8 protein-coding genes are annotated in these 14,985 nt (G+C 55.3%); all 8 read right to left on the minus strand.

What is annotated here, in order from left to right:
- Positions 1-18: 18 nt before the first annotated feature.
- The 8 genes from ACN6MW_RS05375 to ACN6MW_RS05410 all read right to left on the minus strand — a co-directional run bounded on the left by ACN6MW_RS05375 (position 19) and on the right by ACN6MW_RS05410 (position 14,963).
- Positions 19-2,727 carry a hypothetical protein gene (locus tag ACN6MW_RS05375; RefSeq protein ID WP_419874536.1) on the minus strand — a complete coding sequence of 903 codons (2,709 nt, stop codon included), beginning with the start codon at positions 2,725-2,727 and terminating at the stop codon, positions 19-21.
- Positions 2,728-2,759: 32 nt separating this feature from the next.
- Positions 2,760-4,346: an extracellular solute-binding protein gene (locus ACN6MW_RS05380; protein WP_419874537.1), complete on the minus strand. Its 1,587-nt coding sequence runs from the start codon at positions 4,344-4,346 to the stop codon at positions 2,760-2,762.
- Between the two features lie 105 nt (positions 4,347-4,451).
- Entirely contained in the window at positions 4,452-5,351 is a 900-nt protein-coding gene (locus ACN6MW_RS05385; protein WP_419874538.1) for a carbohydrate ABC transporter permease, read from the minus strand.
- Positions 5,345-6,310 (minus strand): ABC transporter permease, encoded by a 966-nt coding sequence (locus ACN6MW_RS05390; protein ID WP_419874539.1) that lies wholly within the window; start codon positions 6,308-6,310, stop codon positions 5,345-5,347. The genes ACN6MW_RS05385 and ACN6MW_RS05390 overlap by 7 nt, the downstream gene beginning before the upstream one ends.
- A gap of 198 nt (positions 6,311-6,508) precedes the next feature.
- Entirely contained in the window at positions 6,509-8,809 is a 2,301-nt protein-coding gene (locus ACN6MW_RS05395) for a helix-turn-helix domain-containing protein (protein ID WP_419874540.1), read from the minus strand.
- A gap of 110 nt (positions 8,810-8,919) precedes the next feature.
- Positions 8,920-11,598 (minus strand): family 78 glycoside hydrolase catalytic domain, encoded by a 2,679-nt coding sequence (locus ACN6MW_RS05400; RefSeq protein WP_419874541.1) that lies wholly within the window; start codon positions 11,596-11,598, stop codon positions 8,920-8,922.
- A gap of 18 nt (positions 11,599-11,616) precedes the next feature.
- A complete protein-coding gene (locus ACN6MW_RS05405; RefSeq protein ID WP_419874542.1) occupies positions 11,617-12,522 on the minus strand; it encodes a nucleoside hydrolase in 906 nt (301 codons plus the stop codon).
- A 23-nt stretch (positions 12,523-12,545) separates the two neighbouring features.
- Positions 12,546-14,963, minus strand: a complete 2,418-nt coding sequence (locus tag ACN6MW_RS05410; protein WP_419874543.1) for a glycosyl hydrolase family 95 catalytic domain-containing protein — start codon at positions 14,961-14,963, stop codon at positions 12,546-12,548.
- Positions 14,964-14,985: the final 22 nt, after the last annotated feature.

Genomic DNA, 14,985 nt, shown 5'->3' on the forward strand with positions numbered 1-14,985 from the left:
AGAACATTCCCATAACTATTAATTCTCGTACAACCAATCAAGCGTATCCACGCTGCTTGCTCCGGCCAAATCGCGGACATGCAAAGGCTGATCCGCTTTAATGATGCCGACGATCAAATAAGCGCCTTGGCCAAATACGATCGTGTGGCGTCCCGGCTCGTAGGCAAAGGCATGCACGTTCACGTTCGGGTAAAAGAAAACGCTAACCCCGTTTTTGATAACGGGCGATAGCCCCCCGCGATCATCGGCATGCGTATTTTCCTCCAAATTCGGAACCTTCAGCCATTCCGCGTCCGCGGAATTGAAATATCCGACCAGTACCCGGGCGGGCTCCTTCAACTCAATCTCTAGGCTTACCCCTTCCTTGACCGCTTGCTCCCGGCTCAGACGGATGCCAGTCAGGCCGACAAGCTCTTCCGCCACTTGCGAGGCAAGGATTTCCCCGTCCGTGAACAGCTTGGCTTGATTCCGGACTTCATAGGTTTCCGCATGCGGCGAATGGAGCGTAAAGCCAGCCTGCACATAAGGCACGATGTCCCGTTCCGATTCCAGTACCTTCCGCGGCAGTCTACTTTGCCTCAATTGCTCCACATTCGCGGAAAAGTTCGCATACTCCTCCTCGTACATCGGGAGGCAAGCCCGCCAGTGCCCGTACTTCTCGCCATCCGGAAACGGCACTCTGCGCTGCGGGGTTTGCATGCTGTTCGCATAAAGATACGTATTGTCCGTCAATGCGGCAAGCTCGCGATAATAGTGGAGGCTTTTCCGGAAATCGGGCAGCGCTTGTTCAAGCAGCTCCGCGTGAGCCAAAAAATCGGTCCCCGACATGCTCTTGTAGGTGAGAATCCGGATAGCAGCCCGAACCTTATGTGTATACGAACGGGTCATCAGTGCGATCGCCGACACATCGGAGGCGATTCGTTCGAATTCTTCCTGTCCGCGCGTGACGTGGGCCTTGGCCCTTCCAATCGCCCGTACGGCCTTGTCGGCGTGATAATCAACGTTGTCCGCGATGTCAACCGGCGTCTCCCCGATATGTGCTTCTCCAAGCAGTTCCCGCTCGACATATTGCTCCAACCGCTCCCCTTGCGGCGACTGGGATTCCCATAATTCCTTCCAAGGACGGTACCGCTCCGGATTAGTCAGCTGGCTCATCGTCATGCCGAGGCTCATCGTCTGGCGGTTCCCTTCCGTAATGCCGAACCTCCGCAGCAGCTTAGGCGCGCATTCGCCCGACGCTTCATAAGCATCCAGGATCGCTTCGCCCGCTTCCCTGCTGCCATAGCGGCCAGCCAGCTCGTTAATCCAGTATTCGCGTTCAAGCTTCGGGCTCAGATCTGGATTCCACGCATAACGAAACCACGCCGAAAACCAGATCCAATCCCGTTCCATTTGCAGCTGCCGAGGCGTAGTTTTATCCGGGGAATACGGCCAATCCCAGTAGAATAGCGGATAAAGATGAATTCCGTTCGTGCCGAGCCGGTATTTGGCAGCCTGCACGCATTTCTGGATAAACGACGGGGCTCCGAAGCGAAAAGGCTCCAGATTGGCCAGAATATGCACATTGAACAGGTGAACCGAGCCAAGCGAGCCGAGATGCCGGTGTGTCTCCTGCCAGTTTCCCCGGGGCGTGAAGGTTGTCAGCGATTCTCCGTTAAATTTGGCTTCGGTGTACAAGTTCTCATAATTCGGAAGCGCCGCTTCCATCACCTTCTCCGACGGGATCGCATGCGCCCTCACGATAATTGGCGGCAGCTCTTTCCGGTCAAGGTCCTTCAGCCCTTCCTTCACGCCTGCCAGAATCGTTTCGTTGAACCATTCCACCCCATACAGCGCTCCTTGAAGCGCTTCGCCCAAGCACACCATCAGACCGACATTAGGGTAGCTGCGGATGAAGGCGGAAATCGCCTGGATATGATAATCGCTCGTGATGGGGAGCGGCTGCGGCTGATGCAGATCCAGTCCGTGTTTTTCGGCGAAAGGCAGCGGGATATGGATATTATAAAATTTGAGCACCAGCCAAATGCCGCGGCAGTCGCATTGCTCCGCCAGCCACTGGAAAATTTCCGCGTTGCGGGAAAACTCCTCCTCCGTCACCTCGAGCGCTTCCGGATAGTCCTCCAGCTTCACGAGCGAAGAAAACGGATGCCCCGTCCAAATATAAATGACGTTGCAGCGCTGCTCGAGCAGCCTGTCGAGAAATGCCTCCCATAACGCTTTATCGTAAAACCACGGAAATCTGTCCGGCGTTATCGGGTACTCATACGTTCTTCTAGGCGGCTCCACCTTCGTTTTCTGAAGGGGGACGACAGGCCCCCTCAGCTTCATAACAGGGGCATCCCCGAAAGCCAGCTCATCCGGCAGCTCTCCTTTATCGGCCAGAAGGGCAGCAAGCTCCTGGCAGCCGTAAAGCGCCCCGGTGTCTCCACCGCCGGCGACCACGAACAACCGTCCGGGCAATTTCGCCAAATAAAACCCTTCGCCTTCAGGCGCATCCTTGTGGTAGAGGAGCACTTCGTGCTCCTCCAATTCCCGGATAAAGGGACAATAGCGGCGGTCTCCGACCGCGATCTTGATTCCTTCCAGCTGTCGGTAACTTGTCAGCGTGAGCGGTCCGGTTTCTTGAACGGAGAAGCCCAGCTTCTGAAGTGACTGCTTCAGCAAATCCGTTCCGAAACGAATGCGGGGCTCCGCTTGTTCGGGCACGGACAAATAGATTGTAGTCATGTAGGTTGCTCCTTTGTCTGCATGCATTATCGCTATTCGGCTAAATATTTCTCAAAAATCGCTTGCGCGTCGCTCAAGCCGACCTTCTCCAAATCACTCAAGTACCCGTTCCATGCTTCGTCATTACCGATATCGACCATGCCCATGACCGCTTTGGTCGCAAACTGCAGCGCGACATCCTCAAGGGCGCTGACCGTGGTGTTGACCGTCTCCTGTTCCTCCTCGGTGAGCGGGGCGTTTTTCGGAATGACATTGAAATTAGAGGCGAACTCGGTCATCGCTTCCTGCTTCTTCAAATACCCTGCATCGGATTTCAGGAATTCGCTGCTTTGGTTCAGCCACCAGTCGAAGCCGTACTGCTCCGCCACCTTCTGCCGGTCTAACCCGTCCTTGTATTTCAGCGCTCCGCCTTCGTTCACATAAGTCTCGTTCTCCAGGCCCGCCTGATGGAACAGCTGGCCCTCCGGCGAAGCCCCCCATTCGACGTACTCGATTAGGCGGTCCAGCTTCTCCGGCTCGTCAGCCAGCTTGCTGCTGAATACCGGACCGAACAACGAGAAGTTGAGCGGCTTGAATTCGAGGGCAGGCTGATCCGAAGCGCTTGGAAGGCTGCGTGCGTACGCCCATTCGCCCCCCGGAATATCCGTTAAAGCATAACCCGGATCGACCGTATGGCTTGCGTATTGGAAATCCATAAGGATCTTGCCGGTCAAACGTTTGGCCTTCCACTGATCCTGCGTCAGCGTCGCGAATTCCTTCTCGATCAGGCCTTCCTTGTACAGCTTGGCAATAAAGGCCAGCATTTCGCGGTGCTTCGGTGATGCCAGATTCCAAACGACCTTGCCGCCTTCGTCCGGATCGTTCCAGAAGCCGCGGGTGCTGCTGTTTTGCGGATTGCGGAATGCCTGGCGGAAGCCGTTCATCATGTTTTTGACGCCGTTATTGTCCGTGCCTCCGCGCACGCCGATAGGCACCGCATCGGGATAGGCTGTTTTGAGCTTCTTCGCCGTCTCATAGAGCTCATCCATCGTTGACGGGAACACGGTTACGCCGGCTTTGTCGAATGCGTCTTCGCGGTAAATCCAGGACATCGGATCGTTGCTTGCCGTGCTCGGGAGCATATAAAGCTTGCCATTGCTGCTGCCGAAGGAAAGTAAAAGCTCCCAATCTGCATCGGAAAACAGCTTGCGGTAGTTCGGCAGCTTGTCAATGTAATCGCCGATCGGCAGCAAATAGCCCGACGATGCCCATTTGGCCACGCTGGTCGGACTGTTCATGTTCGGAATAAAATCAGGATAATCGCCGGATGCAAACATCACATTATACTTTTCAATGCCCGCCGAAAGCGGGATGGATTCAAAATCCCATTTCATGTTGAACCGTTCTTCAACCTCTTTAATGTAAGCGTTCGGTATTTCGTTCGGCGGATATTTGGGCATGCTTGCAACCGAAACCTTCAATGCGGCGTTTCCTTCGGCTGCTCCATTTGTCGCCGCCGGTTCCGAACCCGAATCCGGCGTATTCCCATTCCCGTTATTTGACTGGCTGCAGCCCGCCGCAATGGACGCAATCACCAAAATTAGCGCGAGCAGCGTTACTCTCCAATTCCTTTTTCCCATGTTCAACCATCCCCCTCATCATTGATTCAAGGCAGAACTAACGTTTTCCTGAGCATGCAAGCTAGGCCGGATAATGCGTTCGCGCTTCACCTCCTTCAAAGAATCTCAGCCTTTCAGCGATCCGATCATAATGCCTTTGACGAAATACTTCTGTATAAAAGGATAAATAATCAGCATGGGGACGATGGATACGACCAAGGTCGCGTATTGGACGCTTTCAGGCGTAAGCTTGGTGCCCATATCCTCTGCCAAGGCCGCGTTTCCTTGCGAGGCCAGCTGTTCGGCCAACGTGCTCTGCAGCACGATCTCTCTTAGAATCAGCTGCAGCGGATAATTGTCGTAGCTTCGCATGTACAACATAGCCGAGAAATAAGAATTCCAGTGGGAAACGCCGTAGAACAAGGCAATCGTGACGACACCTGCCATCGACAGCGGAAGCACGATGCGGACTAATGTCTGAAGCTCGCCGCAGCCGTCCAGCTTCGCAGCTTCCTCAAGCTCAAGCGGAAAATTTTTGAAAAAAGAAATCATGATGATGAGCCACCAGGAGCTGATCAGGACGGGAACGGTCAAGGCCCATACGGAATCCATCATGCCAAGCGATTTGATAAGCAGAAATTGGGGCACGATGCCCCCGGTGAAAAACATCGGCAATACTGAGAGCATCAAGAAGAACGGCCGGAACAGCAAATCCTTTTTCGAAAGCACGTACGCCGTTATCGTAGTAAACAGCACATTCAATACCGTGCCGGTAAGCGTGATGATAACAGAGTTCAAAAAAGAACGGGGAATATGGGCATTTTCGAACAGAATGGTAAAGTACGCGTCAAGATTGAAGTTCGATGGCCATAAACCGACCTTCCCTCTTACAATGTCATCCGGGTTGCTGAACGAAATCGAAACGATATGCAGCAGCGGCAATAAGGTGATCAGCACGACGAGAACCATGACGGTATGGACGGTAATATCCAGCATTTTCGATCCGAAGGATGTGTCTTTTACCATAAGCTCTCATTCGCCGCCTTTCTTGCCAAATAGTTAGCCGTCACCAGAAAGAGGATATTAACGACCGCATTGAACAAATCGACCGCTGCGCCGAAGCTGAAATCCAGCTCGACCAGGCCTCTCCGGTAAACGAAGGTCGAGAACACGTCCGCCGTCTCGTAGGTTAACGAGTTATACATGAGGATGATCTTTTCCGAGCCTACGCTGAGCACGCCCGACATATTAAGAATGAGGGTGATCACCACGACCGGTTTGATTGCCGGCAGCGTAATATGCCACATCTGGCGAAGCCGGGAAGCCCCGTCTATGACGGCCGACTCGTACTGCTCGGAATCCACCTTCGATAGTGCCGCTAAATAGATGACAGCGCCCATCCCCATCGCCGTCCAGATGCCCGAGCTGACGAACAGGAAGCGGAACCAGCTTGCATCGGCAAAGAAATAAACCGGTTCTATGCCGAGCTTGGTCAGAAGCAGGTTAACGACACCGGTGCTTGGGGATAAAACCATTTTCATCATTCCGATCACGGCTACGACGGACAAAAAATACGGCAGGTAGCTGACCGTTTGGACAAAGCTTTTGTAATGCTTTTTCCGTATTTCATTAAGAAGCAGGGCAAACAGAATCGGAATCGGGAAGCCGAACAGCATCGAGTACAGCCCGAGCAAAAAGGTGTTCCGCAGCAGCATCAGAAAATAGGGGCCGTTAATAAATGTTTTAAAATGATCCAGGCCGTAGGCGCCTGCCCAAGGAGCACGAAGTACGGACTCTAGGAAACCTTGGCCTTCCTGCATGCGGAAATCTTTGAATGCGATCAGAATTCCATAGATCGGAATGTAATGAAAAACAAGAAAGTAAGCGATTGCAGGAATGAGAAGCAGCAGCAGTACCTTTTGTTTTTTGGCCTTCCGCCGAATTCCCGCGATTGTTCCGGCACGTCCTGCCGCCGCGTCATTCATATGCGATCCTCCCTATGCGAATACTCGATCAGCGCCAGCCGCCTATGCCGATGATGCCAGACTTGTTTTGGCAGCGCTCTCACGAAAAACCATACAACGGCATGCCCTACGGGGTAAAGGAACAGTTCTTCACAAGCACACCTTGCTTCAAAGAGCGTTTAACCGTTGATAGGACACGTTTTTTTGAAAGCACACCTTTTATTCGGAGCACGCTATGGTTTCGTTACGGTAGGAGGTAGGCTGTATCCCGAGCACCCTCTTGAATGCTCTGCGGAAGGATTTATCGCTGTTGTAGCCCACCCGGGTGGCAATGTCCCATATTGGCAGATCCTCTTCCTTCAGCAGCAAGCAAGCTTTGTTCAGCCGCAGCTGTTCCAAATATTCGGAGAAGGTCATGCCGAGTTGCTCCTTCAGAAAGGTAGAAACGAAGCTTTCCGATTGCTTGTAATCGCTGGCAATCATGCTGAGGCTTAGATTGCTGTCGGCGTAATTTTCGGCTATATAGGCCTTCATGCCTTCGAGCATGCCCTGATGTTTCGATGTTTTCTGCCGCTTGATCCGTTCGCCTATGGAAAGCAATTGTTGAGTGATACGCGAATAGCTGTATTCCTCCCCCTCCGCTTCCAGCCCGCCCTGCAGATCCGGCTGCAGACCGGCATCCGCCGATAAATATTCGATCTGGCCGCTGATTTTTTGAAGTGTGCCCTGCATTTCCGCAATCAGTTGTTTTTTTCGCCAAGGGCTAAGCTGCCGGGTTTTGATATTTTGCGTTTCGATATGCTCCAGTAGGCGCCCAAGCTCCTCGCAGTCTCCCGTTCTTACCGCATTCATGAGCTTCAGCTCCAGGTCCGGCGGATAATAATAGTGGCTGGAATGCTGGCTGATGCATTCATATCGAGTCAGCTTCTGGGCGACGTCAGGATCCTCGTGCTCCAGCGCTTGCGCCGCCTCGTTGTACGAACGCCAAACGTCCAGTACGCGGTGGTAGACCTGGCCTATGCCGATGGAGGTCATAATGGAATGTTCGGAAAAAAACCGTTCCTGCAGCAGCCGGAGCTGCCCGATCCTTTCGTCGAACCGGTCCTCCGCCGCAGACTCGTGAAACGAGATCACGACCGCCAGCTTCTCTGCTTTCAGATCGTGGACAAAGCTCCCCTCCCCGAGCCCATGCAGCAGCAAACGCTTCATTCTCGCTTTGTCCGCGATCAGCTCCTCCTCCGGCATATATCCGGAATGATGAATTTTGATGACGGCTGCCGTGACGTTGTCCTCTATGAGCCCGATTTGGGCCTGGTCGAGGTGAGCTCGCATTTCGTCTTCATGATTGAATCCGCTTTTCAGCATCCGTTCGAGGCAGGCTGATTGCAGGAGAGGAAGCTGCTGCTTGATGGACACGCTCATGCTTTTATTGTTTCTGATCATTTCATGCACGGCCGTTTGAATGACCTCCATCGCGGATGACCGTCTGCCTGTCTCCCCGGCGGTTAATTCCTTGATCGAGTCGAGCAACTCCGCGATAGGCTTACTGTTCCTGTAGGCTAGCAGCAAAGCAATCAGGCAGCCGACAGCCATAGCGGCCAAGGCAATCGTCCAATTGATTCGTTTAATGTACTCCGCCTTGGAAAATACGCTGTCTGCCGGAAGGCCGGCCACATAGGACCATCCGCTGCCGGAAGATTGTACCGAGGTAATGAACATTTCCGTTCCGTTTATGCGGACGAACGAAGCTCTCCCAGCCTCCGTGTCTACGGGCATGATCCGCTCTCCACCCGCCGACGCCGATACGATCATCTCCGCTTTCTCGTTCAAGATATAAGCAAACGAGCCTTCCTCCGCAAGCAGCCGGTGAAATAAGCGGACAATCGAGCTCTCCTTAATCAGAATGACGACAGCGCCGTCGGCCCGCATGTTGGTTCCGGCGGGCAGAGGACTGACAAAAGCCACGTAATCCTCCAGCGTTCTTCCGTCATTCACGTCCTTGAGCGGTAAATACCTATTCATCTGCTCTCCAGATAAGGCACCCTTCAGCCACTGGCCAAACGGAATACCGCCGATCGTCAGCGGATGCGCGTTCAGCTTATCGATCCGGTCGCCGGATATGACAGCTTCGCTTCGCTCCAGATAAACGAATAGATCGGAGAAGTACTGGTTCGTTGACAGCATGTTCAATTCGTTCTTTTGCAGCTGGGAGAACTGGTACAACGCTTGCGGCGGCCACGAAGCATCGGCGGTAATCATCGCATGAAGCAATTCCGAATCCAATGATAATAATGAAACGATGTCGCGGATTTCCGTCAGCAGACGATTAAGCGCCTCCTCGCTCTGCTCCAGCACCGCCAGGTTCAACCCGGCAGCATCATCGCGCACGACTTGAACCGTCCGGTAATAGGCATGCGTGCCTACAAGCAGCGGAATCAGTAGAATCAGAACATAGGACAATAGGAATTTGCCAAAAAGCACCCGTTTTCCGTTTAATCCGAACGTCCATTTTCGTATCATCGGTCATCCCTCTCCTATCCGGTATTTTACGCTCCTGAGTGCCCCGTTTCGTCCTTAAAAGCAAATGGCTGACACCGCCCTTTGGCGGCATCAGCTCATTTAAGAACGCTCTAGTAACAATGGGGTATGCCCGCTTGTATTCTTTCGAAGACGTATCGTCCCGATCCAAGCCGGAACAGGGAGCAGCCGTCCTGCTTGCCGCCGGGAATCGGGCTGATGCCCGGCTCGGCCCCGTTTACGAGCGCTGCTTCGCCCGGCACGTAGACGTCTGCCGTCGTATTCGCGGGGATTGACACCTGAAGCTTGAATACGCCGTTAGGCTCCATTTGCCATTCGGTGCTGATCGTCCCGTAAATGGACTCGTAGGATGCCTTCACCCAGGTCAGCCGTCCGCCCGGCCTTGGCCGGATGATTGCATGCTTGAAGCCCGGGGAAGCAGGATCGGCCTCGATTCCGGCCATATACCGGTACATCCATTCGCCTACCGAGCCGAGCGAATAATGGTTGAATGAATTCATGGAAGGCGTCTGGAAGCCCTTTTCCTCCGTCCAGCCGTCCCATCTCTCCCAAATCGTCGTCGCGCCATGCTTAATGGAATACATCCAGGAGGGGAATTCTTCCTGCGTCAGCAAGTCATAAGCGACCTCGGTATGCCCATTGTCCGTGAGCGCTGGCAGCAGGTATCCGACGCCAAGGAATCCCGTCGACAGCCTGTTACCCCGTCCACGGATATCGGCCACCAATCTGTCGATAGCTTTGTTGCGAAGCTGCTCCGTCAGCAGGCCAAACTGAAGCGCGAGCACGTATACCGTCTGCGTATCCCCGTGAATTCGCCCGCTGCCGTCTACGAATGCACCGCGGAACGCATCGGCAACCGCCGCATGAAGCTCGTCGTAGGTCCGTTCGTCTTCCCGCTTGCCGAGCACGCCCGCGATCCGCGACAGCAGCTTGGCGCTGTAGGCGAAATAAGCCGTTGCGAGCACTTCGTTCGGCGTATCCGCGCCGATCGACAGCCAATCTGCGTAGTTTGCGTAATCCGGCCGGATCAAGCCGTCGCTGTTCTGCTTCAAGTATTGCACCCAGCGCGCCATCGCATCGTAATGGCGTTCCAGGACACGGATATCTCCGTACATGAGGTATAACGTCCAAGGAATGATGACCCCTGCGTCACCCCAGCCCGAGTTATCCGGCGCGAACCAGTTTAGGCGGGTATTCCACATTTTGTGGCGAATCCATCCCGCATCCGGAGCTACGTCCGTGAAAGCCCCCGACGGCTGCTGGCAGTCGATCATGTCCCACACATACTTCGTAAAGAAGCGCGACACATCCATGTTATAGGAAGCCGTTCTCGCGAATATTTGCGCATCGCCGGTCCAGCCAAGCCGCTCATCCCGCTGCGGGCAGTCGGTCGGCACCGAAAGAAAGTTCCCCCGCTGGCCCCATGTGATATTCGAATATAGCTTGTTTACCATCTCGTCAGAGGTTTCGAGCTTGCCCGCAGACGGCGTGTCCGAATGGATCACCTTGCCGGTCACGTCATCCAGTCCGGGTACGCCCGGGAAGCCGGTCACCTCGACGTAGCGGAAGCCGTGAAACGTGAAATGCGGTTCATACCGCTCTTCGCCCTCGCCATTCATCACGTAATGGTCCTGCTGGACCGCCTTGCGTAAATTGTCCAGGTATAGCGAGCCGTCCGGACTCAGCATCTCGGCATGGCTCAAAGTAATCCTCGTTCCCCATGCGCCCGAAGCCCGCACTTCCGTCCATCCAACCATATTTTGACCCATGTCGAAGATATAGCTGCCCGCAGCCGTTTTTCTGACGCTGACCGGCTTCACCGTTTGCGTGATGCGCACAGGCGGCTCGACCATCGCTACGATCAACCCGTTATATCCCGCGCGGACGTCGGGTTTATCCCAAGCCTCATCCCCGTACTCCGCCGTGCTCCAGTCCCCGAGCTCCAGCCTGGAATCATACGCTTCGCCCTGAATCATATCGGAATAGGCAATCGGCCCCCGCATCGTTCTCCACGTGCCGTCGGTCGCAATGCTTTCCCTGCTGCCGTCCTCATAATCGATATTAAGCTGCAGTAGAAAAAAAGGCCGCTGCCCGTATACGCTTTTGCCCAGAAAACCGACGGTGCCCGAATACCAGCCATCCCCCAGAATGACGCCAACCGCATTGCCGCCAGCCTTCAGCAAATCCGTAATATCGTAAGTTTGGTACTGCACACGCTTATCGTAATCCGTCCAGCCAGGCGCGAACCGATCGCCTACCCTGTGCCCGTTTACCTGAAGCTCGTAGATCCCAAGCGCCGTCGCATACGCAACTGCGCGCCGGATGCCGCCCCTCAGCTTAAACGATTTGCGAAGGTACGGCGGCGGCTGCAATTGGACGCCTGGTTCCGCTTTGCGCCCGATCCACTTCCCCCGCCATGCGCCGCGGTCAAGCAGGCCCATCGTCCACAGCGCCGGCTCGCTCCATTCCGACTCGCGGCCTTCACCGTCCCACACCTTCACCTTCCAAATGTATACGGCTTCCGCTTCGAGCGGCTTGCCCCCGTATCCGATATGCGCAGAGTCGCCGGAGGACGTAATGCCGCTGTCCCAAGCCGTTCCTTCCTCCCGGTCCAGTTCTTCGCGCGAATGGCCCACAAGGATGCGGTACGCGGCTTGAACAGTTCCCGGACGCTCTGATTCCAGTTGCCAGAATAGCCTTGGCACGGCCGTATCTAGGCCGAGCGGATTGACCATATATTCCGTTTTGCAGTTTATGATGCGGATCGACATGGATTAAACCCTCCCTAGTCACTCTTCCCTATTGAATAATTCGAGCTTCGCGTACATGTCCTCAAGCGTGAACCTGGAATCAACGTAACGATATACTCTGATTTTCCGTCCTCCGGCCGGCCTTTGCTCGTAGAGCAGCTCGTCTGTAATATGAGGCGGGTCAGTCAGATCGTATTCAAACTCGTGATCGTCAAGCAAGAGCGATACCGCAGGCGAGTCTCCAAGCATCCACATTTCGCCTTTCGGCCATCTCGGCCCGTGAGTCGGAAGCATATTGAAGGATACCAACTGGTCGTACAGGTATCGGCCGATATCACCATGCGGGCGGACCCGTACAGCGAGCTCTGCCAAGCTTACTCGAACCATTTTGTAGACGTTTCTCGGCACCTGCCATAATGAAATCGGGGAGCGGAATACGACGTTGGCCGCTTTGACATCGTTCCTCAGATTAAATTCCTCCCCGCCGTCCGGATAAGCGCCTCCGCCGATCCAAACCGCAGTCAGCCTGCCGGCGATGCGCGGCTCCTGCAGGTATGCGCATGCCAAGTCCGTAAGCGGTCCGAGGAAAATGACGAACAGCGGTGCGGGATCATCCTTCATCGCCTCGCTGATAATCAGCCTGGAGCCCTCGGAAGGAAGAGCAGTCTCTTCATCTGCCAGCGCCGACGGCGCACCGCGGTACACGCCGGCCTGCCCTTCCAGCTTCATGATGCGCATAACGTTTTCGATTTCGGCGTATGAGTCTTCCATTGAAGTTTCGCTCCGTCCCGTGCCGAAGTGGGCGGCGATGAAGCCTGCAATCCGGAACTGGGGCGTGAGCAGCGCATGGGCGATCGCGAACTGGTCGTCCGCTTCGTTTTTCGCATCCGTATTGACGATTAGCCGGATCTTCTTCGCTTCAGGTACTTCGTAAGGCATTTTCATGTTTAACCTCCCTGTGGAATCCTTTATGATGATTTGCTCAGCCTATAGGTTTTGCCTGCCTCGGTTGGGAAGACGAAGATCCGATCCGTTTGAGCTGCTCCGTTTGCCTTGGCGGATTCAACCTCCGCCTCGACCGGCCGGCCCTCCGACATGACGGTAAAGTCACCCTTCGTTCGAATGCGGCATGGCCCTCCCTTGAGGGACACAATCGTCGCCTCCGAAAGCTCTCCATCCTTCCAAGCCATGCCGATTTCGAAACCGCCGCGGGCCCGCAGCCCGCTAACCTCGCCTTCCGGCCAAGCGTCCGGAAGCCCGGGCAGCAGGTGGACGGCTCCCCCGTGCGACTGCAGAAGCATTTCTGCGATGCCGGCCGTTGCCCCGAAGTTGCCGTCGATTTGAAACGGCGGATGGGCATCGAATAAATTGGCGTATACCCCGCCGCTGACAAAATCGATTTTCCCGCCATCCTCCTCCACCAGCTTGAGCAAATTCGACAGCAAGCCTAACGCGCGGTTTCCGTCACGGAAGCGCGCCCATAAGTTCACCTTCCAGCCAATGCTCCAGCCGGTGCCGCCGTCCCCGCGGCGCTCAAGCGAAACGCGCGCGGCCTTGAACAGCTTCGGGGCCTTTTCTTCCGTCAAACCTTCTCCGGGATAGATATCGTAAAGATGGGATACATGCCGATGGTACCGGTCTTCATCCTCATCGTCTTGCGCCCACTCCTGCAGCTGCCCGTGCCTTCCGATCCGCATCGGCAGCAGCCTGGAACGCGCATCGACCCATTCCTTGCGCAGTTCTCCATCTATCCCGAGAGTCTCCGCAGCTTCGATGCAGTTCGATAACAGCTCGCGGATCAGTGACATATCCATCGTGGAGCCTTTGCTCAGCGCGGGAGTCCGCCCGTCCGCGAGCCTGTATCGGTGCTCTGGCGATGTCGAGGGTGACGTGATGAGCCTGCCTTCTTCGTCCTCGAGCAGCCAATCCAGGCAAAATAACGAAGCTTCCTTCATGACCGGATAAGCATGGCTCGCCAAAAATTCCTTATCCTTGCCGAACAGGTAATGCTCCCACAAGTGCGCGCACAGCCACACGCCGCCCATCGGCCAGTTGGCCCATAGCGGATTGCCGTGGCCGTAATCGCCGGGAGGGGCGGATTGCCTCCAAATGTCCGAATTATGATGGGCCGTCCAGCCTCGGCAGCCGTAATTGGTCTCTGCCGTCCTGCGACCGGTCTCCGACAATTCCCGAATAAAGTCCAGCAAAGGCTCATGGCATTCGGACAGGTTGCAATTCTCCGCGGGCCAATAGTTCATCTGCGCATTGATGTTCAGCGTGTAGTTGCAGCTCCAGACCGGTCTGGCTTCGTGGCTCCAGATTCCTTGAAGATTCGCGGGCTGCGTGCCGGCTCTTGAAGAGGCGATCATCAGGTAGCGCCCATAATGGAAGAGCAGCTCCACGAGCCTCGGATCCTTCGCGCCGTACTCCGCAATGCGCCGGTCAGTCGTCAGCGTCTCCGGTGCTGCGGAAACACCCAAGCGGAATTGGACTCTTCCGAACAGCGAGCCATGATCCAAGGCATGAGCCTCCCGCAGCGCCACGTACGGCTTGGCGAGCGCCGCATTCATCTGCCGCTCCGCGACCGGCCCAGGCTCAAGGCCGCCGGTGCCGGGACAGCGGTCATAACCGTTAAAGCTGGTTGCAGCCGTTACGTACAATACGGCAGCCGAAGCCCCCTCCACATGAAGGCCGTCGCTGTCGACGCGCCATGTGCCGGGACCTTCCAGACGAACCTGCAGCCTGCCCTCGAACCTCATGGCAGAAGTTGTATCCGCATTTCCGTATACGATAGGCTCATCTGCCTCGCAATAGTTCGGCGCCACGTATTCCGGGCAGCGCCCTCTCAGAAGCAAAGCGTCGTCCAAGGGAATTTGAGACGAGCGCAGCGGACTGCCAAGACTGGCTTTAAAGCTCAGCATCCCTTCCCGGCTTGACCTTAATTGAACGATAATCACCTGATCGGGATGGGACGCAAAAACCTCTCTCGTATATTCCACGCCTCCGACCCGGTAGGCCGTGCGGACTGCTCCGCCCGCCAAATCCAGCTCCCTGCGATAACCGGATACGATATTTCCATGATAAAAGCGGATATGAAGATCCCCAAAGGGCATGTACGTCTGCGTATACGGGCCCATCATCGAAGCTTTGCTTAACGCTTCAGCCTCCTCGTGCCGGCCTTCACTGACCAGCTTCCGGATTTCCGGCAGCGCCTCCTTCGCCCTAGGGTTATTCCAATCCCTTGGACCGCCGGACCATAACGTATCTTCGTTCAGCTGAATCCTCTCCAGATCCGTACCGCCGAACACCACGGCGCCAAGCCTGCCGTTACCCACTGGAAGCGCTTCGGTCCAGAACGTGGCCGGCTTGCCGTAATGAAGCTTCATAACTCTTCCTCCCCGTGCCTGA

Origin of the sequence: Pristimantibacillus sp. PTI5, from assembly GCF_048572955.1 — a bacterium.
Classification (GTDB): Bacteria; Bacillota; Bacilli; order Paenibacillales; family Paenibacillaceae; genus Pristimantibacillus.

Bases quoted from the DNA above. Each gene is read 5' to 3' on its own strand.
- ACN6MW_RS05375 (WP_419874536.1), bottom strand. From the start codon at position 2,727: ATGACTACAATCTATTTGTCCGTGCCCGAACAAGCGGAGCCCCGCATT.
- ACN6MW_RS05380 (WP_419874537.1), bottom strand. From the start codon at position 4,346: ATGGGAAAAAGGAATTGGAGAGTAACGCTGCTCGCGCTAATTTTGGTG.
- ACN6MW_RS05385 (WP_419874538.1), bottom strand. From the start codon at position 5,351: ATGGTAAAAGACACATCCTTCGGATCGAAAATGCTGGATATTACCGTC.
- ACN6MW_RS05390 (WP_419874539.1), bottom strand. From the start codon at position 6,310: ATGAATGACGCGGCGGCAGGACGTGCCGGAACAATCGCGGGAATTCGG.
- ACN6MW_RS05395 (WP_419874540.1), bottom strand. From the start codon at position 8,809: ATGATACGAAAATGGACGTTCGGATTAAACGGAAAACGGGTGCTTTTT.
- ACN6MW_RS05400 (WP_419874541.1), bottom strand. From the start codon at position 11,598: ATGTCGATCCGCATCATAAACTGCAAAACGGAATATATGGTCAATCCG.
- ACN6MW_RS05405 (WP_419874542.1), bottom strand. From the start codon at position 12,522: ATGAAAATGCCTTACGAAGTACCTGAAGCGAAGAAGATCCGGCTAATC.
- ACN6MW_RS05410 (WP_419874543.1), bottom strand. From the start codon at position 14,963: ATGAAGCTTCATTACGGCAAGCCGGCCACGTTCTGGACCGAAGCGCTT.